The 24,525-nt window shown below is 59.7% G+C and carries 26 protein-coding genes and 1 tRNA gene; 11 read left to right on the forward strand and 16 right to left on the reverse strand.

What is annotated here, in order from left to right:
- Positions 1-2: 2 nt before the first annotated feature.
- The 6 genes from AC6I65_RS09965 to AC6I65_RS09990 form a co-directional block, all read right to left on the reverse strand.
- Entirely contained in the window at positions 3-326 is a 324-nt protein-coding gene (locus AC6I65_RS09965) for a hypothetical protein (RefSeq protein ID WP_497901757.1), read from the reverse strand.
- A gap of 100 nt (positions 327-426) precedes the next feature.
- Positions 427-499: transfer RNA gene (locus AC6I65_RS09970), tRNA-Thr, on the reverse strand.
- A 354-nt stretch (positions 500-853) separates the two neighbouring features.
- Complete coding sequence (locus AC6I65_RS09975) at positions 854-1,537, reverse strand: hypothetical protein (protein ID WP_497901758.1); 684 nt, start codon at positions 1,535-1,537, stop codon at positions 854-856.
- Between the two features lie 6 nt (positions 1,538-1,543).
- On the reverse strand, positions 1,544-1,810 hold the full coding sequence (locus AC6I65_RS09980) for a hypothetical protein (protein WP_497901759.1): 267 nt from the start codon (positions 1,808-1,810) through the stop codon (positions 1,544-1,546).
- Positions 1,811-2,393: 583 nt separating this feature from the next.
- Positions 2,394-2,963, reverse strand: a complete 570-nt coding sequence (locus tag AC6I65_RS09985; protein ID WP_497901760.1) for a hypothetical protein — start codon at positions 2,961-2,963, stop codon at positions 2,394-2,396.
- Between the two features lie 4 nt (positions 2,964-2,967).
- A complete protein-coding gene (locus AC6I65_RS09990) occupies positions 2,968-3,990 on the reverse strand; it encodes a DUF8098 family protein (protein ID WP_497901761.1) in 1,023 nt (340 codons plus the stop codon).
- 268 nt (positions 3,991-4,258) lie between these two features.
- On the opposite strand from AC6I65_RS09990, the gene AC6I65_RS09995 reads away from it, so the two are divergent.
- Positions 4,259-4,435: a hypothetical protein gene (locus AC6I65_RS09995; RefSeq protein ID WP_497901762.1), complete on the forward strand. Its 177-nt coding sequence runs from the start codon at positions 4,259-4,261 to the stop codon at positions 4,433-4,435.
- On the forward strand, positions 4,432-4,632 hold the full coding sequence (locus AC6I65_RS10000; protein ID WP_497901763.1) for a hypothetical protein: 201 nt from the start codon (positions 4,432-4,434) through the stop codon (positions 4,630-4,632). Before AC6I65_RS09995 ends, AC6I65_RS10000 begins: the two co-directional genes overlap by 4 nt.
- A gap of 222 nt (positions 4,633-4,854) precedes the next feature.
- Here AC6I65_RS10000 and AC6I65_RS10005 read toward each other — a convergent pair whose 3' ends face one another.
- Positions 4,855-5,139: an HTH domain-containing protein gene (locus AC6I65_RS10005; protein ID WP_497901764.1), complete on the reverse strand. Its 285-nt coding sequence runs from the start codon at positions 5,137-5,139 to the stop codon at positions 4,855-4,857.
- A 219-nt stretch (positions 5,140-5,358) separates the two neighbouring features.
- Between AC6I65_RS10005 and AC6I65_RS10010 the strand changes: the two genes are divergently transcribed.
- From AC6I65_RS10010 to AC6I65_RS10020, 3 genes are all read left to right on the forward strand, one after another.
- On the forward strand, positions 5,359-5,886 hold the full coding sequence (locus tag AC6I65_RS10010) for a hypothetical protein (RefSeq protein WP_497901765.1): 528 nt from the start codon (positions 5,359-5,361) through the stop codon (positions 5,884-5,886).
- Positions 5,886-6,101 carry a hypothetical protein gene (locus tag AC6I65_RS10015; protein ID WP_497901766.1) on the forward strand — a complete coding sequence of 72 codons (216 nt, stop codon included), beginning with the start codon at positions 5,886-5,888 and terminating at the stop codon, positions 6,099-6,101. The genes AC6I65_RS10010 and AC6I65_RS10015 overlap by 1 nt, the downstream gene beginning before the upstream one ends.
- Positions 6,102-6,696: 595 nt before the next feature.
- Positions 6,697-6,957, forward strand: coding sequence for a DUF8139 family protein (locus AC6I65_RS10020; protein WP_497901767.1), 261 nt, complete (start codon positions 6,697-6,699; stop codon positions 6,955-6,957).
- A 131-nt stretch (positions 6,958-7,088) separates the two neighbouring features.
- Here AC6I65_RS10020 and AC6I65_RS10025 read toward each other — a convergent pair whose 3' ends face one another.
- The 4 genes from AC6I65_RS10025 to AC6I65_RS10040 all read right to left on the reverse strand — a co-directional run bounded on the left by AC6I65_RS10025 (position 7,089) and on the right by AC6I65_RS10040 (position 11,777).
- Positions 7,089-10,556 carry a phage NrS-1 polymerase family protein gene (locus AC6I65_RS10025; RefSeq protein WP_497901768.1) on the reverse strand — a complete coding sequence of 1,156 codons (3,468 nt, stop codon included), beginning with the start codon at positions 10,554-10,556 and terminating at the stop codon, positions 7,089-7,091.
- A complete protein-coding gene (locus tag AC6I65_RS10030) occupies positions 10,546-10,941 on the reverse strand; it encodes a hypothetical protein (RefSeq protein ID WP_497901769.1) in 396 nt (131 codons plus the stop codon). The genes AC6I65_RS10025 and AC6I65_RS10030 overlap by 11 nt, the downstream gene beginning before the upstream one ends.
- A gap of 1 nt (position 10,942) precedes the next feature.
- Positions 10,943-11,272, reverse strand: coding sequence for a hypothetical protein (locus AC6I65_RS10035; protein WP_497901770.1), 330 nt, complete (start codon positions 11,270-11,272; stop codon positions 10,943-10,945).
- A 352-nt stretch (positions 11,273-11,624) separates the two neighbouring features.
- A complete protein-coding gene (locus tag AC6I65_RS10040) occupies positions 11,625-11,777 on the reverse strand; it encodes an AbrB/MazE/SpoVT family DNA-binding domain-containing protein (RefSeq protein WP_497901771.1) in 153 nt (50 codons plus the stop codon).
- A 73-nt stretch (positions 11,778-11,850) separates the two neighbouring features.
- On the opposite strand from AC6I65_RS10040, the gene AC6I65_RS10045 reads away from it, so the two are divergent.
- Positions 11,851-13,137: a hypothetical protein gene (locus AC6I65_RS10045; RefSeq protein WP_497901772.1), complete on the forward strand. Its 1,287-nt coding sequence runs from the start codon at positions 11,851-11,853 to the stop codon at positions 13,135-13,137.
- A 52-nt stretch (positions 13,138-13,189) separates the two neighbouring features.
- On the opposite strand, the gene AC6I65_RS10050 is transcribed toward AC6I65_RS10045, so the two are convergent.
- Positions 13,190-14,392, reverse strand: a complete 1,203-nt coding sequence (locus AC6I65_RS10050; RefSeq protein ID WP_497901773.1) for a tyrosine-type recombinase/integrase — start codon at positions 14,390-14,392, stop codon at positions 13,190-13,192.
- A 484-nt stretch (positions 14,393-14,876) separates the two neighbouring features.
- Between AC6I65_RS10050 and AC6I65_RS10055 the strand changes: the two genes are divergently transcribed.
- Entirely contained in the window at positions 14,877-15,419 is a 543-nt protein-coding gene (locus AC6I65_RS10055) for a type III secretion system chaperone family protein (RefSeq protein ID WP_497901774.1), read from the forward strand.
- A gap of 99 nt (positions 15,420-15,518) precedes the next feature.
- Here AC6I65_RS10055 and AC6I65_RS10060 read toward each other — a convergent pair whose 3' ends face one another.
- A complete protein-coding gene (locus AC6I65_RS10060; protein WP_497901775.1) occupies positions 15,519-16,640 on the reverse strand; it encodes a sensor histidine kinase in 1,122 nt (373 codons plus the stop codon).
- Positions 16,641-16,887: 247 nt separating this feature from the next.
- On the opposite strand from AC6I65_RS10060, the gene AC6I65_RS10065 reads away from it, so the two are divergent.
- The gene (locus AC6I65_RS10065; protein ID WP_497903189.1) at positions 16,888-17,544 is read left to right on the forward strand and encodes a helix-turn-helix domain-containing protein; all 657 of its coding nucleotides are present in this window, start codon (positions 16,888-16,890) and stop codon (positions 17,542-17,544) included.
- A gap of 760 nt (positions 17,545-18,304) precedes the next feature.
- Entirely contained in the window at positions 18,305-19,660 is a 1,356-nt protein-coding gene (locus AC6I65_RS10070; protein ID WP_497901776.1) for a hemolysin family protein, read from the forward strand.
- A gap of 145 nt (positions 19,661-19,805) precedes the next feature.
- On the opposite strand, the gene AC6I65_RS10075 is transcribed toward AC6I65_RS10070, so the two are convergent.
- Complete coding sequence (locus AC6I65_RS10075; protein ID WP_497901777.1) at positions 19,806-20,618, reverse strand: AAC(3) family N-acetyltransferase; 813 nt, start codon at positions 20,616-20,618, stop codon at positions 19,806-19,808.
- A 128-nt stretch (positions 20,619-20,746) separates the two neighbouring features.
- Here AC6I65_RS10075 and AC6I65_RS10080 point away from each other — a divergent pair, with 128 nt between their 5' ends.
- Together AC6I65_RS10080 and AC6I65_RS10085 are read left to right on the forward strand one after the other, a co-directional pair.
- Positions 20,747-21,211, forward strand: a complete 465-nt coding sequence (locus AC6I65_RS10080) for a winged helix-turn-helix transcriptional regulator (protein WP_497901778.1) — start codon at positions 20,747-20,749, stop codon at positions 21,209-21,211.
- Positions 21,212-21,317: 106 nt separating this feature from the next.
- A complete protein-coding gene (locus AC6I65_RS10085) occupies positions 21,318-21,956 on the forward strand; it encodes an FAD-dependent oxidoreductase (protein WP_497901779.1) in 639 nt (212 codons plus the stop codon).
- A gap of 48 nt (positions 21,957-22,004) precedes the next feature.
- Here the strand turns inward: AC6I65_RS10085 and AC6I65_RS10090 are convergent, their stop codons facing one another.
- The gene (locus tag AC6I65_RS10090) at positions 22,005-22,592 is read right to left on the reverse strand and encodes an AsnC family transcriptional regulator (protein WP_497901780.1); all 588 of its coding nucleotides are present in this window, start codon (positions 22,590-22,592) and stop codon (positions 22,005-22,007) included.
- 85 nt (positions 22,593-22,677) lie between these two features.
- Complete coding sequence (locus tag AC6I65_RS10095) at positions 22,678-24,525, reverse strand: asparagine synthase-related protein (protein WP_497901781.1); 1,848 nt, start codon at positions 24,523-24,525, stop codon at positions 22,678-22,680.

The following is a 24,525-nucleotide window of genomic DNA, read 5'->3' on the forward strand; positions in this document are numbered from 1 at the left end:
CGCTATTCGTCCGGATCTTCGACCGGTAACGCTCTGTACAGGTTGATCCTGACATCACGGATGTCCACTTCTTGTTCGACAAGATTCTCGTCTCTGAGCATGCTGAGCGCATGGCGTACCGTCCTCCCGGAAAGCAGCGTGTGGCCTTCAAGTGCTTTACGCGACATTTTCTGCTCGTTGGCCAGCACCAAGTAGACCAGCTTCGCACTCGGCGACAGATCTTCTAACCGACTATACCCATCTTTCACGGATTCACAGTCGGAGGAGTTCGATGTGACCAGCGATCCGGATCCCATAATATCGAATAAGCAGGCGACGACCGGCATAAAATTACCCCTGGCGATAGCTCACTCCGATTCTTTGTTCGAAACGGGCGGTCGCGGCGAAACCAACATCGTATCGAACGGCCTCAAAATCGAGTAATTAAGCCAGTGGAGGGATTTGAACCCTCGACCTAATCCTTACGAAGGATTCGCTCTGCCGGCTGAGCTACACTGGCACGACGTAATCTACGTACGCCCGATAGCCTGCATAAGGATTACGAATCCGTACTGACACACTCGATATCTTCAAAACCATTACCTCGGGCCCAGCGAATCCTCCCTCCACCCTCTTCTGGAGACCGCAACGGCACTTATACTGGTCCGAACCCTTCGAGTATCGTGTCTCTTCTCCTCCAGAAATTGACGGTGATCAAAATATAATATATGGTGTGCATTTCCTTACATTCGATCCTTTGATCGCCCGCACCCCCGACGAACTGGCACCGAACAAATGACTAAACTCCCAGAGGACAAGTACACTCTTGTCGCGGTTATCCGCGACACGAGACAAGTCTGCTCACCTTTTGACGTTACCCGTCGCTGAGGCTTCGTATCATTGATTGGAGTCGAACATACCATTCTTCTTCCCATTCCCGTCGGGCGTGTTCAAGATCAGCTACAAGCGCATCGTACGTATCGTGGTGCATCCCCATCGGTTGATCGGGAATATACGGGACGAGATCATTGTTTGGGTGCGGCTGCCGCCCTTCTTCGTCGAGCTTCGCATACGCACGCCGATACCGTAACTCGGCTTGTTTCATGTCGTCGCCCGACGTCCGGCTCGACGTGTATCCGAGGTCGTAGCAGTGCCGACAGCGGTAGCGATCGGCCATCGGCGGACAGTAGAGTTTGCCGACGCGACGGTCACAGGGCTCACTATCGCTACCAGGACATCGAAACCAGGGGCGGACACCCCCGAAATTACACTCGGTGTACTCGAGGGCGATCGGGTAGTCGTAGTCACGTCGCTCACTCGTTCGACAGTCGGTGACCGTGTATCTGAGGCGAATCCACGGGGCGTGATCTCCCTCCTCGGGGGAGCCAACGTCGACGGTCGAACTCGCGTCGGGGTTTTCACGGCGTCCCCACCAGAGGGTCGTCGTCTCCCCCGGCGAGGTAACTAACTCAGTGAGTCGGTCAACGTTCAGGTGACGACACTCCTCGACGGTGGGGGTCGCCGCGTACTCATATCGGCCGGAGCCCAGTCCACCCATGATCTCTCAGTAGGTGAGTTCATCGAACATCCGTTCGGTTCGAGTCTTGGGATCGACGCCGCCGACGTTCTGTTCGGCGGCTGTGGTGGTGACCTGCTTTGCTTTCGTCACCCCAGCACGGTCGAGGATGGCTTCGGCGGCACGAATCTGAACGCGCTCATCTTCGGCGTCCAGTAATTCGCGGAGGGTCTGGGCGGCTTCGGGGACAGCGGCCTGGAGTTCGTCGCGGGCGTCGTCAATGGGAGGGCGATCAGTGGCGTCGGCGGGTGCCATACTATATCTCGGGTCTGTTTTAACATAAATCGTTAGGCTACATCGAGTGACTTCACCATACGATTCCACCGCCGTCTGCCGGTTCGATGGCAATGATCATCGGTTGTCGCCGCTCGTCTCCTAATTGGAGTGATGTGGCTGTCATATTATCGGCTCCCGTCACCGGAACCGTAACAAACCGCCGTTGTTACACTTCAATTGTAACAGAAAACCACGGGACTGCAGCGTGAGAATTCGATTGTGACGATGTTACGGATTCTGGAGGGATGTGTATCGTGGAGGTACGGACGCTTCGTTGTCACGTCACGTACACACGCTCTTTGAGAAACCGCAACATCGTAACATGAAGTGTGAATAGAAGTGGAATCGAAGGATTTCGCCGGGTTTCGGCCTGTTACGGCTTTCTCGAACTACACCGTAACACAACGTAACGGGCGTAACCAAGACCGTCGATTCTGGCGATCGCTGAGGATGGTAACCAGTCACCGTTGATCGGTCGTTACGATAGTTGGGTCTATTGAAACCCTCAACAGTTGATATAATGAGTGTGCTGAATATTGAGGGTGAATATCGCAAGGAGGCTTTAGCAGTCAATCGGGAACTCCCAAAAGAGGTTTTCTTGCCGAGATCCTTTCCAATCCATCCGCTGCAGGATCTTTTCCGACTGATCGCAGAACGTGTCTTTTGACATATTCTGCTCGTCACTATCCCGGCGCGTCAAGAGATACAGTGGAAAGTTTGGTGGTTCAATCGTAAACTCATTCGGTGTCCCTGCGAGCTCCTGTTGTGTTCGCTCTAGTAATACTGCAGCACCTCGGTCGAATAACAAGATGCTGGAGATCTCTTCATATTGTCCGAGAGCGATGCGGACAGATTTCTCCCCAGCATCAGGTACGCCACTGTTGGGCGCGCCTGGGATGTTCACCCGAGTCGGGTACGCGATTTCACCGTCTTCGACGTAATCCAGGATTCTTTCTGCGGATTTTTGTAACCAGTGAGAGCCACCGTTTCTGGCTTTATCTCGAATCTCACGGAAACACGTCCATGTCGTACTGACGGCGATCTCGGAGAACACCGTATCCGCATATTCCTCATTACAAGCGGCTAGCCCGATCAAGGCTGAAGAATCCGCGAGAATCGGCTGAACTGTCATCCGATCACTTGGTAAACTCTTCGGGATCTAACGACTCATACTCACGTGACTGCATATTGGATCGGATGCTTTCGAATGCCGCGTCAACAGCCTCGGCATCTGGGTCAGCAGACTCTTCAGCGTCAACCATAATTGACTGCTCCAGCACCGCAGGAACCAATCCTGCGTCTTCGCAACTTTTCCTGAGCGCTTGTAGCTCGTCAGTGTAGTTCTTTTCTAACGAATCCAAATCACTGACGGCCCCACCGATCAGATCACGTCTACTGGGACCGCTCGCAGTTTTTTCCGAAATACCGAGCGAGACGTACTTCCACGCATGCGAATAATAGAACTTGAGTAATCGCCTGAATTTTTGAAACTGTTTCCGGGATAGGTCAGTCGCTTGGTTGTCCAGATTGTTGATAACCTGCCGGAGGAGGTCTGTATACGCCGTGAGTGCGTTCTCTTCATCAGCCTCAATATGGCTGTTTAGGAGAATCTGGTGATCCAAATCCCGCAGTTCTTCTTCAATAGTGTCCAGACACTCAGTAGAGTTCTCGTTGAACTCCCCGGTATTCATGTCTAGTATTGTATCCAGAGACTTCTGCAATACCGCCGAGGCAACGTAGAGATCCCGATATTCTTTAGGGGCGTAGCCGGTGTAGAACTCACGTAGATAGGATTTCGTTTCCTCTTGGAGGATTTTCGTGAGCTCTATGTCGCTCTTGAAAAAGTATGCATACTCCTCTGGAGAGGGGTAGTCCCAAGAATTCCCAATGCTCGGCTCGTCAGGTGAAGGTAGGTCGGCAAGCGCCCGTGGTTCGACAGAATCGACGGCGACGTCGCTCTGACCACCACTGAGACTGGCACCATATTTGTACCAGCTGTATGTGATTGGTAGATCGAATTTGTTGACGGCTAAGTAGAGCAGCTTGTTCAGCTTGATAGAGGTGAGATTAGCGATGTCTGCGTCCTCGTCATGGATCGCCACACCAAGACCATCCATGATATCAATGAGGATCTGATTCTGCTCCCAAGGCGAAGTCATACTGATCGTTGTATACTACTCACAGAGCCTCTTTCTTAAAACTACGCTTCTTCGACGGTCTTTGTCACATGGTTCTATAATTGATTCCTTGTGCTGATCTGATGAGTATGCGCTTTGTATTCAGCATGCTCTCAGAAACCGGTCACCACTTGAGGGGTTCAACAAAACTAAAATTGGGTGTTTTCGAATGGATTCAGCCCGTTGCCTGTTCTTCTCCACTTTCGGTCGTAGGCGGAGTATATCTATCCAGCGTCGCGAACGCGGGCGTATGAAATACGCCCAATGTGAGGAGTGGCACGACCACTGGTTCAACGTCAAACTCCACCATCGACAGAACCAGCGCGTAGAGTACTACTGTGAGCGCCACGCACTCGACCGGATCGACGAGGCGAGTCGCGATCCCGATATCGAGATCCTGTCGAAGACGGAGCGGAGGACTCAATGACGAACAGAGCGAAACGTAGAGCGATGCCACCACGATCGTTCGTCTGCCCGTCACCGGACTGCTCGTTCTCCACTGGCGGCGCTGCCGAGCTCGCCGAGCACGTCAACACCGACCATCCAGGCGAGTTCCGGCGCAAGGACTGGCCAGCGACCAACGCAGGCCAGAGGACGCGGACTCGAGATCGAGATGGGGAGTAGAACAGGAAAGACTGCCCTCCGACCTCAAGGAACTCACGGGCAGCGAAGACCGCGGCGATCCCCTCCTCGAGGGTAACGGTCGACGAGAATTGGTCAGCGACGTCCTCCAGGGCCGCACGTTCGCTTCCTGGCGTCTCGTCCCCACCCGGCGGGTTTTGGGGTCGGGTTCGGTGTCAGCATCCCCAGCGGCCTCCTGGGGGCTCTCACGACGATCGGGATCGGTCACCGGGCTGGTGGGTCGACGTCGGGATCGTCGGTGCTCGCAACGAGCTGGCGGAGGTCGACCCCGAGGTCGTCGGGTACCCACCATACTCGCGAGCGTCCACCAACCTTTTTCGAGGCGAGCACCCCGCGATCGACGAGCTCCTCAAGCTTCTTGTGCGCGGTCCGCCGCGCGATCCCCGCGTGGTCGGCGACCTCGGACGAGCCCAGCGGCTCGGCGCTATCCTCGCGCTCGATGAACGCGGCCAGGCAGTCCTCGGCCTCGACTCGGTAGGGACGGGTCATTGCTGTCGTGTCCAGTCTATGCCAACAACGGCTTTAATCCTTGCCTTCAACGGCAAGGCCGTTAACGGTCTATCACCGAAGGCGATAGTCTGGAGCGTCGTGAAAGCTCTTTATGATCTATTCCGTTGTAGGTATAGATGAGGACGGACAGTCCCCTCGGGGCGTCGAAACGCCCGGGCGCTGGAACGCCCGGACTGGCCGTTTTCAGGTGTTCAAGCCATGTCAACGACCAACGCGACCTACGCCCGCGACCACCGTAAAGCCGACGACCACAACGTGACCGCGCGCCGCTACCGTGGTGTCACCCAGGAGATGTCGGTTCTGGGGCGCCCGGTCTACCGCCACCTCGCTGACGGCGAGTACCGCATCGTGAGCGTCTCGGGGCGGGAGTACCAGGTGGACGTCCTGGCCGACGAGCCCGCCGACCGATGCACCTGCCCGGACGCGAAGAACGAGTGCCGCGGCGACGACCGGGGGTGCAAGCACTACTATGCCGCGCTCACGGCGACGGGGCGCCTCCCCGTTCCCGCGGGCCTGGAGGACGACGTCTGCCCCCAGCACGGCCAGCACGTTGACGGCGAGCCCGTGTTCGCCCGTGACCTCCGGGCGGCCCGCGACCTCGAGCGGATGGCGCCCGCAATCGACGCCGAGGCGGAAGCCGTCGACGCCCGCCTCGAGATCGAACACGAGGCCGGGCTCGACGCCGCGAGAGAACGGGTACTCGAGCGCCGCGGCGGGTGGGCATGATGACCGACGCGATCCCCCGGAACTGCCGGGCGTGCGGCGGCGCCGTTCGGTTCGTCCGCGCGGACGGCCTCAACGCGCACCGCGTGCTCGAGCACTTCCGATGTGACGCCTGCCGCGAAGGCGGTCATCTGGTACGCAATCGCCGGTATGACGGTGTTGAGGTGTTCCAAGGCCCCATCTTCGAGGGTCAGACCTCAGGGGTGACACGCTCATGACGGCGTCGTCAACGTGTTTCGCTTGCGGACGGGCCCTTTCGCTGGTGCCCCAGGACGAGATTGGCCGTGCTCGAGAGTCGCTCGGGTTCGGCCAGGCGAACGATCGAATGCGCGAGTTCTGCGGGCTCCGATGCCGGGCGCGGTGGCGCCACGTCGACCCTGTGCTTGAGGAGACTCACCAGACGCGGCTTGAGGCATGGACCGCTGGTGGAATCGATCTGGAGGCACCAGGGGCGATCATATGTAGATGGTGAGATTCGCCCCAGTCAGGAGTCGGTCGCGCTCGTCATGCTGTCGAACGGAGCCGTTTGTCCATCTCGCTGGTTCCAACCCGAAAAGACTCCCTCATGGAGGGTATTCGTGGAGTTTAAAACCGGCGGCGAGGGTAATCGGTCTCGAATTGAAAGAGCGATACTGGGACTTCCTCTCAGAGGCTGAACCTTGAATGTAGGGAACTGCGATAGCTCAAAGTAGAGTCTGTCATAGAAACGATCCCAGGAGATTACTTTCATCCAGGTCAGGCTGAACTAGGCGCTCAGTGGATATGCTAACATAGCGATGGACTGATACGGCTGGTAAGTCCAAAGGTCGCACAATGGAAAACATCCCCCAACCGTCGAATGATCCGTACTCTGTCGGAGATAACGTCCAGATTTATCTCGGCCCTGACGACCCTGATGATCGGTATCATGGTACCATATGTGAAATCGTTGAAATTCTTGTAGACAGTCTTGGCGAGGAAACCGGGCGAGCCACAGATGCATACTCATATACGCTTTGTAACGTAGAAACCAACGAAGAAATCCCTCTCTCGTTTCGTCATCACGATTTAGTCCCAGTTGAGGGCGATCAGTAGTTCTCCTATATTGAGCAGTCACCGCCCTCGCAAATTGACCAGAATATCATGCTATAGTCGCGCCCTGTATTCAGCACGGCTGCTGAAACCTATTACCGGTTAAGGGCCTCAACAAGACCGGTATTAAGGGGTCACAGTCGGACCATTGTTCGGCCGTCGACATCGTCGGTCGTTACACGACCTTTCGACTCGAGTCGGCCGACAGCGTTGCGGACATCGTGGGGAGAGGTGTCGCCGTTCCCGATCGCCCCTGCGAGCTGGGCGATCGATACCTCACCGCTGTTGCGTCGTAGCGTGTCCATCACGTTCGCTTGCACACCAACGTACTCACCCGACGGGGGCACGAGGTCGGCGGCCTGCCCCTCGGCGCCTGGGTCGTCGGTCCCAGCGCTGGGATCGGCATCGACGTCGGTTTCATCTCCATCGCGATCGTCGCCGCGGTCACCATCATAATCCACCTCCCCGTCGCGATCGCGTTCGAGCCCAGTCTGTTGCGTTACCGGTTTGACGGTGGTCGCTCCAGGGCGTATCTCGACGACTCTCACGTCGTCCTCACTGGTCGTGACGCGGGCGTTCTCGAGTCGGTAGCGGTCGCCCTCCTCGAGTCGCGGGACGTCGCCCGAACCGCTGCGAATCACATAGTCGACGACCCCGGAGCGGTCGCGAAGCGTCCCTTCGCCTTGGAGCCACGGCTTGGGATCGAGGACCGACTCGATGGTTGCCTCGAAGGTGACGTACCCCGGCCTGAGATCATCGATGGTGGGGTAATCACAGTCTCGGTCTCGCCGGGCTGGACTGTCGCCGTCGTCGTCGATGAACATCCCGAGTTCGAACTCGTCGACCGTCTCGTCGGCGATCGCGACATCGATCCCGATACAGCGGGTTTGCGTCGACTCGTTGAGTCGGGTGTTCTGCGATGTCGTGGTCACGTAGCCGTCGAGACGGTCGGCGTTATCGCGAAGCCGCGCCCGGTAGTCGTTTACGGTGTCGAGTAAGTCCTCGCCCTGTACGTCGTGATCGCGAGCGTACCGTCGAACCTGGTCGAATGCCGTCGGGAGCTTCACCCGGAGTTCGCGGGTGCCGTTCACGCCGTCATCGACGACAGTGTAGTGTTCGCCGAGAGCGAGGTAGTCGGCCGACGCTGCCCGCCCGAGCAGGCCGACGAATCGATCGAGGTGTGAGACGTGATCGGCGCCACCACCCTCGCCCGCGACGTATAGGATCGCGTCGTCGACAGCGGCGGGCGTGACGGGCGTCGTGTCGGGATCAACTCCAAGGTCGGCCGCGAACACGCGGTAGATCGTACACCCGAATCGAACGGTCTGGAAACCTTGGGCCACCATATCGTCAAGCACGTCGGCGTCGACCTCCCGCCCGTCAAGTAGTTCGGTCACACGTTCGCGAGACTCTCGCCACAGGTCGCGAAGCTCGTCGGTGTCCTGCTCGAGAAGCCACGTGTAGTACGCGAGCGCGTGATCTTCGAATGGGAGGCCGTCGTGGTACTCGTCGCCGTCCTTCCCACCGACGAGCCGAGCGAACGCCCGACTCTGTGGGGTGTCACCGACGACGACCGACCGGGTGAACGTCGTCATGATCGCTCGGCGTTCTTCGGCCGGTCCCTGAATCGGCTGCTCGCCAGCGAGACACACCGGGGCGTGGAGGTGGTAGTTGTCGGTGGTTCGGTCGGCGTTCCCCTTCGATTCGATTCCGCCTTTCGTCGACGTCCGAAGATACCGGTGGAGCTTGTCCTTCCGGTTCGGATTCATGTCGGCCGGTTTGTACTCGTCGAACACGACAGGGAGCGCGTTCGTCGACGCGAGCGCGGTGAGCATCGTGAACGGCGTTGACTCGGCGGTGAGTAGTTCGCCGTCCATGCCGAACAGCCGCCACATGGTTTCGAGGGTGGCGGTCTTTCCGGCGCCGGTGTCCCCGAGGACGTTCAACAAGTTGAACTCGCCTTCCCACTCCTGGATCAACGGGCGAAGGGGAGCGGCGTAGAACCACCCTAGCACCGGGAGGAATCGCGTGGGGTCGCGGGTTCGTGGGAGTAGGTTGAGTATGTCGGCGACGGCGTCACGATCTACATCGTCAGGGTCGGCCGTCTCGGGCGTGAGCTGCCACAGGGGAATCAATTGGGAGCTGTCGTCGGTGTAGATGACGCCGGGCTCGTCGGCCCATCCGTCGGCCGTGAGCGATCCCGCCGGCGTCACGAATTCGTCACCGTGGAGTCCGATCTGTTTCGTCCCGCGGCGGATCGGCGCCTCTTGGCCAGCGACGAATTCCTTCAACTGGTTGAGTCTTTTCTGCCCGCCGACGAAGGTTACAGACCACCCTTCGAGGACGTCGCGACGGAAGGTTCGCAGCTCATTGAACGACGACGGTTCGACGTCGACGAAATAGGGCTCGCCGTCGCTCGGGTGAACGCGAAGGTGGTACTCCCGGCGGCCATCATCGTGGGCGAGCCGGGCCAGCACCTCGAGCTGGAAGTTCGTCACACGCTCGTAGTAGCCATCACCGTCACCGTCTCGCGGCGGGTGGTACTTGTAGTATCCACCGTACTGAACATCGAAGGCCTCCGGCACCGGAAGGCCGAGGTCGTCGGTCATGGACGGCGATCGGCCTGAACCGGGTTCGTAGAAGTCAGTTTGACCTTCGACCGCCTTCTTGATCGTTCGTTCGCGGTAGTCGTCGCGATCCCACTTCTCACGATAGAGACCCGACTGTCGAAAGAGTCGGTCGATTCGGCCACGATCGCCGCCAGCCCAATACGCGAGCAGCCCACAGAGTGCGAGGTCTGCCTCGCTGTGACTTCCGTATCCGGTGGTATTCCCGCGCCATAGGCGATCGAACTTGTCGCCGTTCTCGGCGGTTCGAGCACGGTCGAGCAGGTCGTCGTCGGTGAGCGACTCCGTTTCGTGACCGTCACCCCATGGGTGTGACTCCGGAGAATGCTCTTCTACACCACCGTTGTCACCCATTTCCGTCGAGTTCCGGTCTGGTTCGTCGTCGGCGATATACTGAGCGTGAACGTCGGCGATTGCGTCGTTCACCTGCTCGACGTCGTCGGGCGAGCCGTCGATCTTGTGGCCGGTCACGGTGAGATATCGATCGGTTTCGTACATCTCGAGGTGTCCGTCGGCGCTGTCGACGTCGGCTCGCGTCCCACCGTCGGGAACGAACCCGAGCCCGAACAGTCGGGCGCCGGTCCCGCTCGGCGACACCTCGGCGTAGGTCGGGACGTCCTCGAGCAACTCGTTGGCCCACGACGCAAAGGTGCCGGTGTCCGGGTCGCGACAATCGTCGAGATCAATCCCGACGAGCAGGTCGTCGTCTGAGACGACGAACCCGAGCCCGTCCGTGTCGGTGTCGTCGCGTCGGTGGTACTCGAGCGCGTCGTCGAACGACGTCCACGTGTTGGGGTCAGTCGACTTGGCGAATCGGCCGGTCATCGCGTTGATCGGCACCTTCGTCCACTCGTCGCGATCAGTATCGAACGTGTACCGCCATGCGACCCACTGTTCGCGTTCGATCAGCTGGTCGGGAAACGACGTTGGTTGGATCGAAAGAGACGTTGGCCGAGGCGGACGATCACCGATCATGGGACGGGCCCTCGCCCTCACGATTCGTGAGTACGCGGTCGGTGATGATCTCAGCGTGGTACGAGCTCGCACGGGGCGTCAGCTTCACCTGGAGCACCCCCACGGGGAGATCAGCGGTGATGCCGACGATCGAGCCATCTCGATACTCCTCCGGCGAAACTGTTTTGTGCGCGTCCCCGTCGAGGACAGTGAGCGATTTTACGTCAGCTTCTGAGTGTGCGAGGAGCCGGCGCATAAGCCCAGCTTCGGCGGTGAACATGCGAGCTTCCTCGTCGTGTTTCGCGAAATGAATCGACGTCTCCTTTTCCACAGGTGTGAGGGTGCTGTCCTCGGTGACGGCCTCCATTAGCCGGGCGGTCTCGAGCGTCGAGTCATCGTCACTCATCTCAAGCACCTCCAACAGGAGCGAGTCGTTCCACGGGGCAAGTGTAGAGGTCAACATTCAACATTTGTAATTGGGCAGCAAGGTTGTGGATCGGAACCGAGGACCAATCGGGTGCATACGTCTCGAGGTCGGCGACGAGCGCGACAGTCGCGACTGATTCATCAGGCGCATAACTGGGGTTGACGTCCGCAACAGTGGCCCCGAAGGTGTCGATCGGGTAGTGGTCGGCTGGCGTATCGTGGAGAGCGACGACGACTGCCTCGGATCGGACAGGAGACAGGGCCTCGCGATCGACGACGCGTGCTCCAAGGGCAAGGTCGTTACTCGCCACGACAATCACCTCCAGAATCCCGATCATTGCTGTCGGTGTTCGACTCGAAGACCCACGACACCGTCCCTTCGTATCGTGGGAGGGGGATCGCCGTCCCTGTAGGGAAGTCATCGATTCCCATTCTCAGATCGACCTCCCGACGGACGCCAGGACAATACCCGGGGGTAACCGTTTGGGGTTCGCAATCTTTCATGGCGACCTCTCGAAGTGGTCGTCGTTCGCCACATCTTCGATGATTCGACGTAGCTCGTCTTCTCGTCCTCGTCGTTTCGCCAGCCGTACGGCGGCTAAAGCACGTTCGATTGGACCGCTCCCGTGCCGAGCAACGAGCAGTAGTGCCTCGTCGTCGAGGTTACATCGAGCCATCGCTGGCAGACACCTCCTGAGCGTCGATTGTACGGATTTCCAGTTCGATCAGATCGCCGTCTTCGATTTCGAGTTCCGACCGAATCTGCGCCGGAATCGTAACTTTGCCTCGGGCGTATACCCGCTGAGTTGTTCTCATAACCGCTACGTATGGCTACGCACTGATGGATAGAGCTAAGTATCTATGAGAATAATTTAGAACTGCTTTAAATATGGTTTCCAGCGACGACTCCAATGGCGACCGAGATCCTCGAGGCCCCAAGGATGTGCATAGGTTAACGGATTACGAGCGTGAGTTCGCATTGGAAGGTTCATCCACCAGCAAGTACCACCCGGGGACGCTCCGTCGCAATATTCACACAAAGGCCGGCCTCCTCCCTACCCGAATCGAGGCGCTCTACACAGACATTAACATCCTGGCGAAAGGTGATTATCTTCGCGAGGAGTTTGGACTTGACTATTGGAAGAAACTCCTCGAAAACGTCGAGACAGTCGATTTTACGGACGAGCCGACCGGAACATCCATCGAACAGCAGCGAGCTGCGCGCGTGGCGTTGGGCCGACGGATCGGAACGATGCTCAAGCATCTGGTCCCATCTGAGCTGACGGCCGATGACGAGGTCTACCACGACGTTCTCTGGGGAATTACCGATGCCTTCTACCTGAGGGGGCCATCTGGTAGCAGCCTTTACGGCGGCCGAGCCAACCGCATGGATGACCTAATCGAACGACTTGAATATCAGAATCAGCAGGCCATCCATGAAGATCACCAAGCTGAACAGGGCATAGAGGCGACGATGAAATCACTCGACTGGGACATCACACCTCAGACGCTCCGCGTCCGAATCGAAAGAATGGTAGAGGCGGACGAACTCCAGGAGTGGACACACGATCCTCTTGCAGATCACCTACAGGCCGACAGCAGCGTTGATCCCGCTGTAATCATGGAACGAGCGGGTTGGTATCTCGTTGATTCAGTAGTTGACTCGGGCACACCTGGCTCGTTCGGACAATGGCGAGCATTTATACGAGAGTGTAACGCCGGACTCGATTTCGACGCGTACGTAACGAAGGAACGAGTCATCGAGGTCATCAAGGAGCATCGCCTCGTTGAACGGGAACAACTCCGGCAACTATTGGATCACGACGGCACCCGTCTCGAGAACCAGCGTTGGCACGACGCGCATGCAGTCGAGGTGGTCCGAGCCGTCTTCGAACACGATGGCGCTCTATCTTCACGAAAAGCAGCTGATAAGATCGGCGTACCCGACGATTCGAGTGCCGTCACGGCGCTGGCAAGGGATTTGGCTGGTGCCCGAGATCGAGAGTTCGGCGACGTGTGGGAGGATCGCCCCCTCTTCGAGGGCGATCGAAATGGATGGGAGTTGACCGCGTATGGGAAGGCGCTGAGTTATTACTTATTCGATTACGCACCGGAACATCACCCGTTCAGTACGTTCCCCGACGACCTGATTGAGGCAGCACTCAAGACACTCTGATTTTCACGTGACGGAAGAAAATGGTCGGCTACAGCTTTCACCCCACTCGTCGCTATTTTGCTTCAATGGCATCGAGGACACCCTCAATTTCCTCGTGCTGCCCCTCCAACGCCTGTACGAGACGGAGCGCCAGGGCCGTGTCCTCGTTCGTGGCTGTTTCAGCGAGATCGGTCTCCGTTTGGTCAATCTCTTTAGCCACGTCTCGGTCAAGTGCGAATCCACACCGCATACAGAACGCAGCGCTGGGTACGTTCAGCTCCTCGCACCGAGGACATTCGACGACATTGGTTTCCTCCTCGTCTTCGTCGGGTTCGTAGAGCCCGTGTAACGCGTCGTACGTGTTGTCGATGTCACGGCCACTCAGATGGACGTATCGGGCCGGTACGTCAGAGCCCTGAACCCAGCCGAACCATTCACAGAGCTGGGCTTCTGTCATCTCGTTGGCAAGATACGAAGCCCGCGAGTGACGGTAGTGGTGGGGGTTCGAGGGTTTGTCGATGCCCGCCCGCTCCATGTTCTTCCCGAGCACCTTCTGCCGAAGGTAGTTGTAGCCAAGCTGATCGTCCGGGTCGCCCTGCTGAATCTTGCACCACAGTGGGGCGTTCTTCTGCGGGTTCGGGTGCGCGTTCAGCCACTTGTTGAGATACGGGACTGACTCTACGAGTGGGAGTCGGCGGGCACCGGTTTTTCCGTTGATGGTGATTTTCTTCCCGTGCTTACGGTCCTCGATGTCTCCGATCGTCAGATCGATGAGTTCGCCAATGCGCGCCCCGGTCTCGTACAGTATCGCGATGAACGCCTTGTCGCGGGGGTTTTTCGCGGCGGCGATCTGGTCCTCGATGTCGTGCTTGGTTAAGAGATCCTGCGGCAAGGTCCCGCTGGAGGCGTCGGACGAGATAGTGAGCCAGGCGACTTCCTCGGGCGCGTCGCCATCATTCATCCATGTCCAAAACTGTCGTATGACCTTCTTGTAGGTCTCGACGGTCGCATCAGCCAGGTCCCGGTCGTGAATCCACTCAATTAGCGTTTTCACGTCCTCGGTGTCCATATCCTCGAACCGAGTTTCTCCGACGTGTTCGGCGACGATTTTCAGGTATGAGAGATTCCGCTGTTGTGTGGCCGCGCTCATCCCGTTGAGTTCCTTGTCGCGGCGGTACGCTCGGAGTAAGGCGGCGTTCTCGGGATGGATGGCGTCGGATTCGGCGACCATCTCGAACACGCTTTCGACCTTCGCTTCGTAGTCGACCGTCGGCATGGTAGTCATTCGGTTGCAGAGGCAATAAGGGTTCTGAACCCTTGGGTTAGAAAGCCCTCCCCGGGCATATTACCATTTGTACGGTGCCCACTATTAACGCCCCCGAGCTGTGCGTCTCCTCACTGGTGTACAGGGTGGTTAGCCTGATCCGACTTTCCCGGCTACTGTCGCTCTGGCAGGCGTACTGCGACGACTCTCCGCACACCGTTTAATCGTGGAAGGACGCTGATTTCACCGTTCTCGAGTCCGACAGCTACCTCGCCGAACACCTCGCATTCGAAGGTGGACGAGCCACAGGCCCCGGTGGGAACCTCGATCGGTGCGAGCGAGTATTCTCGAAGCAGTAGGAAACCCGCGACTACAACTGTCATCGAATGCAATCTTTCCGGGGAGCCCGAGTTTCGGTCAGTCCGTACGTTCTCGAAGTCGAAAAGTCGGCTCCTGCCAGGTCAGTCCTTTTTTGGCTCGAGGCCGGAGTCGAGGCATGACGACCCACGTGAGCGTCGAGCAGGTTAGGTGGTGGCTCGACGAGAACGCCATCCAGGACGTTACGCCTCACTCTCAGGAGGAAACGGAGTTCAACCTGCAGGTGACCCTCTCGCGCCTGCCGATACACCTCATCCAGGAGGATAAGCGGGGTCCGATTCGGGTCGTCGGGCGTAGCGCGTTCGACACCGAACGGGCAAAGCGACTCATCCGCGAGGAGGAGTCGCGTACGGACCTACTGACCCAGATCGGGCCGGTGCTTGCTGCGACGCCCGGGTTCTACACGTTCCTCGACGAGGAGGACCGTGCGTGTGAGCTTCGGAACGCCGAGGTGCTCCAGTTAGAGCACCGGATCTATCCTGGTGAGGCGACTCAGCAATCGTTGATGGACAGCGTGATGGGAATCGCCACCGGGATGCGCTACGTTCAGAACGTGCTGGCGGCGACGCATCCCGGGTCATCGGTGGAATCCGATGAATCCACCGACGAAAGTACCTCAGAATCGGCTACTCTCTCCACCGACGAAACGGACGCGGTCTGATTCCCTTCGTTTTGCCAGAAATGCCATCGGTCTATGAACCTCTTTCGTACCGCGGCCGGCAAAGATAACGGCTCGAGCAGGCACTCCGTCGCCCGATACTCACGCGTCGCCGCCCGCTGCCGGAAGCGTAACCGAAAACGTCGAGCCCTCCCCAGGCTCGGAATCGACCCGGATGTCGCCGTCGTGGCGCTCCGCGATTCGCTTACAGACCGCGAGGCCGATCCCGGTTCCCGAGACCTCGTCTTCGCTGTGAAGCCGCTGGAAAATTTCGAAGATACGTTCCGTCTCGTCCGGATCGATCCCGACCCCCTCGTCACGAACCGAGACGAGCCAGCGGTCGCCGTTCCGTTTGGCCGTCACGTCGACGACCGGCGGTTCGTCGCCGCTGTATTCGATCGCGTTCGAGACGAGGTTCTGGAAGAGCTGACGAAGCTGGCTCGGATCGCCCTCGACGCGGGGGAGGTCGTCTACCTCGAGATCGGCGTCGCGCTCTCGAAGCTTGAGCTCGAGGTTTTTGCGAACGTCAGCGAAGACGTCGTCCAGGTCGACCGGTTCGAACGGTTCCCGCTGCGTCTCGACGCGCGAGTACTCGAGGAGGCCGTCGATCATCGCTCGCATTCGCTCGGCGCCGTCGACGGCGTACTCGATGAACTCCTCGCCATCCTCGTCGAGTTCGTCGGCGTAGCGACGCTCGATCAACTGAAGGTAACTGGTGACCATTCGAAGCGGTTCCTGGAGGTCGTGTGAGGCGACGTACGCGAACTGCTCGAGTCGCTCGTTCGATCGCTCGAGCTGTTCGTTCGTCTCTTCGAGTTGGTCCTGGACTCGCTCGAGGGCCCGATTCCGTCGCTCGAGTTCGAGGGCGCTGGTTTTGGCCCGGGCGGCGTAGGTTCCGACGCCGAACCCGGCGACGCAACTCAACGCGGTGAGAACGGCGAGCGACCGCTGAGGGTCTTCGAGCGCCATGTCTGGTTGTGCGTGATAGACCCCCAGAATACCGATCATTCCACCGATTCCGAGAAGCGACCAGCGCGCGACGGACGAGTAGAATCGACGGTCGACGGACGACGTCGGGAGGCGATACCCGCCGACGAAGACGACGAGGCCCGACCCGGCGATAAACGAGAAGACGACGAACGCGGACCCGAGCGACATTCCTTCGGACACCACCGTGACGAAGTACGCGGCGCCGACCAGGACGTACAGAAGACCGAGTCCCATCACCGTGTATCGTCCGATTACTTCTCCACGTAGACGAGATGAAGTCGACATCGTAATGCGCTGGCGTTGGGCACGGTATCAGTTAACGATGTATGTTGTACGTTCGACCGGTCCGTCGTGAACGCCCGGCGCGGAGGCGGTAAAACGGAGTAACTTATCTTCGAACGGGATAGTCCCCGAACGATGGTAGCGGGAACACCTACCGCTAACAGAAGCCGTCTATATGCGGTTGTGGTGAATGTCGATGATGACGACAGTCGCCGAACTCGAGGTCCCCGCCGGCTACTTCGCTGCAGCGACCGCGTTCGAGCGTATCCCGTCGCTCGAGTTCCAGTTCGCAGGGGTGGTCGGGGAGGGCCCGCCACTCGTGTGGGTGTCGGGGGCGAGTCGCAACGAGATTCAGGAGGCGCTCGAGGCGGATCCGACGCTGTCGGTACTCGCCAGCCTGACCGACGCCAGCCGCGAACGCTGGCTCTTTCGCCTCGAGTTCGACGCGCCGATCACGCAGTTCCAGGAAGTGATCGCCGACCACGGCGGAGCCATCCTCGAAACGACCGGCGAGGACCACCACTGGACGATCGAACTGCTCTTTTACGATCGACAGTCGCTATCGGCCGCGCACGACGAACTGTTGGACCAGGAGTTCTCCGTCTCGGTGCGTCGCATGACGGAACTGGACGGCGACCTCAGCGAGGAGACGCCGCTCACGGAGACCCAGTACGAGACGATCGTCACGGCCCACGAACTGGGCTACTTTGACGTACCGCGAAAGGTGACCCTGAAAGAGCTCGCAGACGAACTCGGTATCTCTCACCAGGCGCTGTCGGAACGATTGCGGCGAAGCCACGCGGCGCTCGTGAGTGCCAAACTAGCCGATGGAGACCAGCAGAAAGTCGATCTCTGACTGATTACTACTCGACTATCTTCGTGTGGGTCGCGCACTTCACTCGAGTGACGCGACACTCGAGATGCATGCGGTGAGTGACTACCATCGAACATCGTCGACCAATGCGGGGTTTGATCGACGGGTCGCGGATGTGAGGGTTCAGTTGTAGGTATCCTGCTTCGAGTACCGTCAGTCGTACCCTGTCTCGAGCATCGCCAATGGAACCTGTCTCGAGTACCGCCAGTGATCAACCGAATAGTTCTGCACCGACGCACCCATATTATTCTGACGTTCGTTTATTCTTTTTAGGTATTATGCATTATTCGTACCTAAAAATGCGATTATATCGCCAAATTTGCTCATTGAGACGCATTTATGATGAGATCTTCCCAATAGTAGATCGTCGACGGGATCCCCCGCCGACTGAGGAATCGACACATCAACGACCCCTGTGAGTGCAAATGGCTCACGAACGTCCCAGTTCGGGTGCCAAGTGACACTATACTGTGTCATGGTGGATCACTCATGCTCGAGTCGGCCACGCCTCGCGGCCATTCGTGGCTGTGTGGTCGCCGACGTGGCCGATTTCTGGAAAGAGTCCGCATCGGTAGCTGTCTCGAGCGTCGTTCAATGGCTGATCCAAACGAGGGACGCATTTCTAAGGAATTAACTGCTCGAAGCTCATAGATGGTGGTATGCACGATCCTGGCCCGTACAGTGGTCGCTTCATTCGCGACTCGAGCACCCGGCCCGATGCGGGAACGTCATGGAGTCGTCGATGGTAGACGTCGCCCTCTCCGTCGGTCGACTCCTCGTCGCGTTCGTCCTGGTCTTCCTGAACGGCTTTTTCGTTGCCGCGGAGTTCGCGTACGTTCGGATTCGAGCGACAGCCGTCGACGCGCTCGTCGAGGAAGGTCGGTCGGGGGCAGTCCTCTTACAGGACGCGATGGACAACCTGGACGATTACCTCGCCGTGACACAGCTCGGCATCACCATCTCCTCGCTTGGACTGGGCTGGATCGGCGAACCCGCCGTGGCGGCCCTGCTCGAGCCCGTACTGTCGCCGATCTTACCCGAGGGACTGATCCACCTCGTCGCCTTCGCCGTCGGGTTCAGTATCATCACCTTCCTGCACGTGGTCTTCGGCGAGTTGGCCCCGAAGACGATCGCGATCGCCCAGGCTGAGCGTGTGGCGCTGATCGTCGCGCGACCGATGAAGTTCTTCTACTACGTGTTTATCCCCGGACTCGTCGTCTTCAACGGGACGGCGAATTTCTTCACGCGACTCATCGGCATCCCACCGGCTTCCGAGAACGAAGAGGTACTGACGGAAGAGGAGATTCTCGCCGTGCTGTCGACGGCCGGTCGGAAAGGGAACATCGAGATGGAGGAAGTCGAACTAATCGAACGCGTGTTCGACTTCGACGATCTCTCGGTCCAGGCGGTCATGGTTCCCCGACCGGACGTGGTCACCATCTCCGCGGACGAGCCGCTTCCGGCCGTTCGGTCCAGGATCGTCGAGAAAGGCCACACCCGGTACCCGGTCATCGATCCCGACACCGACGATCAGATCGAGGGCTTCCTCGACGCCAAAGACGTCCTCCGGGCCACACACGAAAATCCCGACGCCGATGCGCTGACGGCTGGCGACATCGCCCGGGAGATGCTCATCTATCCGGAAACCGGTTCGGTCATCGACCTCCTCGAGCAGATCCAACGCGAACGAAAACAGATGGTCGCCATCGTCGACGAGTGGGGCGCGTTCGAGGGCATCGTGACCGTCGAGGACGTCGTCGAGGAACTCGTCGGCGACATTCGCGACGACTTCGACGTGGTCACGGACGAACCGTCGGTCGATCGGCGAGCCGACGGCACCTACGTCGTCGACGGCGGATTCACGGTCTCGAGGCTCAACGAGACGCTCGAGACCGCGTTCGAGGCCGACGGTGTCGAGACCGTCGGTGGGCTGATCCTGTCTCGAGCGGGCCGCGTCCCGGACGTCGGTGACGAGTTCGAGATCGACGGCTACGAGTTCATCGTTGCGGCGGTCGATGGAGCACGCATCTCACAGGTTGAGGTTCGGAACGCGGAAGATGGACCCGCCGACCCCGCAGAAGATTCGAGCCTCGAGTGACTGGGGCATGCGGTTTTGAACGAATGAGAATTCGCCCGAATCAGTCGACCGCGCGTCGATACCAGTTTCGATCGGGCGGGGCCGTCTCGAGTCGGTAGTGAGGGCGCTTATCGGGTCGCAAGGTCTCGAGTCGATATCGAACCCGTTACCGATTCGCCTCGAGCCAGTCCACGGCGAAGTCGACCATCGCTCGCTGGGGAATCAGCCGCGCGTCGGCGGCGCCGACCGATCCGCGTCGGACGCTCGAGTCGCGTTCGTCCTCGAACGCATCGCCGAGGGTCGCGAAGTCGCTGGCGTCGGTTTCGATGTCCTGGTAGGTGATTGACGCTGGCTCGTCGTCCTCGAGGACGGTGGCGACGTTGTCGGTCCTCGGCGGGTCGATGTCCGCCCGGTACTCGGCGAGGTGGAGGGAGGTGTTGGCACCGTGGTCGACTCCCAGCAGGAGGATCGAGCCGGCGCGTTCGTAGACGCTGGCCAGCGGCGAACCCTCCCCCAGACCGTTGTCAAACGCGTGGTCGGCGACGACGGAATCGGCGTCGGCGCCCCAGGCAGCGAACGAGACGGTTGGGTGCTGGCTCCGATAGACGCCGGTATACGATCGAAAACACTCTGGAACGGCGCCGACGCCGCGTGTCGGCGTAGTCGCCGGTCGGTAGGGCGGTCGCTCCCCCCGGATCGTGTCGATCCAGTCGTCGGGAACGGGTGGATTCGACCAGGCGGCCGGATCGCTGTACTGACCCGAGTGGGTTGGCATGACGAGCGTCCCCGCCTCGGTTACGGCAGCCATGAGCGCGTCGACGACGGTCTGGGCGTCCACGCAGACCCATCCGAGGGAACTGAGCGAAGAGTGGACGAGCACCGTCTCACCCGGCGTCAGCCCGAGCGCCCGGAGGTCGTCGACGAGCGACGACACTGTCACGGGTTCGTCCACAGCTTCGATCGCCTCTCGTTCAGACATAATTCGTCTCACACACAGGAATCATTTGAGTGTTCGGACACGATCCAGAGCCGAAACCACGACCCAGCAGGACTCGATAGTTCGCTATACATCCAGGAGTTTAATACTACAGATTGCGTAGCGGCTGTATGGCCGATTCAGACACCATCACGGACGCGCTCGAAACAATCCTCGACGTTCCAGCGACCGAGGCGCTCGAGTCGGCGACCGACGTGAGAGAAGTTCCCGACGGGGTAGAAACGGCAGGCGGGAAAGAAGCGATCGACGAGACGACGACGGACGATTCGCCGGCTAAACGAGACGTTCTCGCGCTCCTGGAGCGCCGACACGCGCTCTCGATTCTGCGGGCAATAACGACTGCGGGTGGGCCGAGTCGTTTCTCCGAACTCGAGGACGTGGTCCCGGCTTCCCCGAACACGCTCTCTGCACGACTCTCCGAGTTCGTCGAGGCCGGGCTGCTCGAGCGAACCGCCTATGACGAGGTTCCTCCGCGCGTGGAGTACGAACCGACCGACGCCGGGGCGACGCTCGCCCCGCTGTTCGTCTACCTCCGCCTGTGGGAGAGTCGATACGGCGACGAACTCGAGGCCTGAAGGAATCCTCGGAAACTCGAGGATTGAACGAGACCCCGGGACCGTGAAGACTGAAACCGCCGCGGGGAAAGGAACTTCTTTGAGGCGCCCGCCGGTACGGTCCCGTATGGAAGGCACGGCCGTTACCGTCGAGTCCGTCACCGAAGTGGGACCGTCGACCGTCGCACTCGAACTCGCGACGCCCGAAGATTTCGAGGCGCTCCCCGGACAGTTCGTCCTCCTTCGAGCGGCGCCCGAGGGCGAGGAGGTCGCACGCCACTACACCCTATCGTCGCCGACGGTCGAGGAGACGTTCGAGATCACCGTCGGCGTCGATCCCGACGGCGAACTCGCGCCGTGGCTCGCCTCCCTCGAGGGCGGCGAAACGGTTCACGTGGAGGGCCCGTTCGGAACGATCGCCTACGAGGGCGACGGTGACGTCGTGGCGGTCGCCGGCGGACCCGGCATCGGCCCCGCAGTCGCCATCGCCGAGGCTGCCCAGGGGGCCAGCCACGACGCGGCCGTCATCTACCAGGACGACGAACCGGCCCACACCGAGCGACTCGAGGTACTTTCTGAAGCGGGGGCGACCGTCACGGTACTCGAGGCGGACGACGACGAGGGTCTCGAAATGGCCGTCGACGCCCATCTCGAGGACGGGCAGTGCTACGTCTTCGGATTCGCGGACTTCGTCGACCGGGTCGCCGAGGCGATCGAGGCGGCAGGCGGGGACCCGGACGAGGCACGTATCGAAAACTTCGGCTAAGGTCATTTCCCGTGGCTCTCGCAGGTTTACGTGAATTCTCGACTCGAGTTACGCAGACTCGCTGATCGTCGCATTCTCCTCGAACGCGGACCGGCAGGACGGACAGCAGAAGTGATAGCGATCGTCGTCCGTGGTGATCGAGACGCCGTCGTCCGTCACCCGATTCGAACACTCGTCGCACGTGAAGGCGAGATCGGACGAGGCGATCGACGGGGACCAGTGGCGATCCTCGAGCAGGTGAACCCGGTAGCTGTCGAGGGACTCGAGGTCTATTGCATCGGCGAGCACCGCTCGTATCCGTGCCTGGGAGACGGTGGCGGTCGCGAGCACTCGGCCGTCGGCCGTCACGAAGACGTGTTCGATCGCCTCGAGCGAGGCCAGGCGGTCGGCGATTCCGTCGTCTGCGTCCGGCGAGAGCGTGCAGTCGATCAGTACCTCGGTTCCGGCAGAGACGGTCGATCGGTCGACGTCGACGGTAAAACCATCGATCACGCCCATATCGACGAGCCGGTCGACCCGGTTGGACACAGTCGGTGCGGAGACGTCGATCCGCTCGGCAATCTCGCTGTAGGGCTGGCGGGCATCCGCGACGAGGTGGTGGAGGATCTCGATGTCGATTTTATCCAGGGTTCGCATACCCATAAATTGCAGATGGCGGTATTACAATTTTTGGATTCTGCAGAAGCATCATAGATATCTATGCAAAAATGATACACCAGACTCAGGCAAAGACGGCGTCCTCTCGCGACTCGAGGACGCTCTTTCGACCGGTCGAGGAGAGGTCGTCGACGATAGAAGTGATCGCGAAGATGCGATAGACGGCGTATCTCTCCCGATCGTCAGCAGTATCGAGGAATCGGTGCAGTTCGTTAGTGTCGAGTCCGACGTCCACTCCTTCGATTCGGTCGACTTGTTGTCGAATACAGTCGATAGTGTCGGCGTCGATGTTCGACTCGGTCTCAAGGTCGTTGACGGTTTTGATGATCGGCTTGAGGACCTCCAGGACGGCGGGATGTCGCGAGAGTACGTCGTCGAGGAGGGCCGCTGCGGCGTGGCGTCTCGAACTGACCGGAGCACCGTAGACGGCGTGGGTTCGACTCGCCGCTTTCGGCGACAGCGCCTCGAGGAACGAGCGGTAGAGGTTGTACCGTCGTTTCTGTTCTGGCGGACAGTTCATCGCATAGCGGAAGAACGGAAGGGAGTAAAATGGGGTATCGCTCCAGAAAAACAGCCGGTTTCGGTCTTCGCCCTCGAAGAGGAAGTTCGCGGCTCGTTCGTAGAGCAAAAAGTGGGTGTAGAGGCCGTCGACAGTCGTTTCGGGGTAGGTGCGGACGTGGTCGCGAATGCTCTGTCTGATCGCGTCCTCAGAGATACGGGTGATTCGGGACACCTGATCTATGTCCAGGATGGAGTTTTCCTCGACGATATAATCTACGAGGGCGTCTCTGCGAACCGAACCCGTGGGAGTCAGGTCCGGGAGCACCTTGTCGCCGCCGTCGCCCGTGATGTAGGCCATCGACGCCCCGTAGTCAGCTTCGAGATGGCGCAAGAAGGTGAGGACAAAGGACGTCATGAGACCGATGTGGCCGTTTTTCGTCTTCACGAGCGTGTCGAGGTCGGCCCCTCGAGGCTGGCCGACGTCGTACGTTCGCCAGTCGACTTCGAAGTCCGCGGCTAGCTCCTGAGCGATGTCGACATCAGAGACGGGGACGTACTCGGGAGACTCCATCGTCGCCGCCTCGACCGGACAACCCGCGGCGTGGTAGCCAGCGAGTACCGACCGCGAGTCGAGGCCGCCGCTCAACGAGATGAGATCTGTGTCGAAGTTGCCTGCACGACGCTCACATGCCTGAACGAACCGGGTCGCCAGTTGAGTAGCGTTCTGTTCTCGGCTCCGGTGGGCGTGCGCCGGGTCGTCGAAGGAGAACGTGTACACTGACTGCGTGCTCGTCTCGACGGTGTCGGTTCGAACGCGAACGAGCGACCCCGGCCGGAGTCGACGCACGTTCTCGACGAGCGTTCGGTCCCCCAGGGAGTAGCCGAAGAGGAGACACTGCGCGGCCCCCAGGCGGTCGAACTCCACGTCGACGGACTCGAGGACGTATCGCAGTTCTCTCGAGAAGACCATGGACTCCTCGTCGGCATAGAAGTACGTGGGTAGTCGACCGAGAACGTCGTTGCAGAGGGCCAGTTCGCCAGTTGTGGTGTCGAGGACGGACAGCACGAACGCGCCGTCGACCGACAGCAGCCAGTCGCGAAGCGCTTTGAACCCGTCGTCAGTATCGGCGTTGGCGCTCTCGTCTTCGAACAACAACGGCGCAACCCGTTCGAGTTCCTCGCGACGTTTCTCATCGGGCACGTCGTACAGTTTCCCCTCGAATCGAATTCGATATCGTCCGCGTTCGAAGCTGTCGATGGGGTACTCGGGATACGCCGTGTGTCCCAACTGGACGACGCCCTCGTCGTAGGTAACGGTCGCCTCGAGCCGATCGGTGTGGCGGAGCGACTCGAGCGACGCCGCGAACGGTTCCTCGTCTGAGCGCCCAATTCGGCCGGTGAGCCCTACCAT

This window comes from Natronosalvus sp. KLKA75 (genome assembly GCF_059736265.1).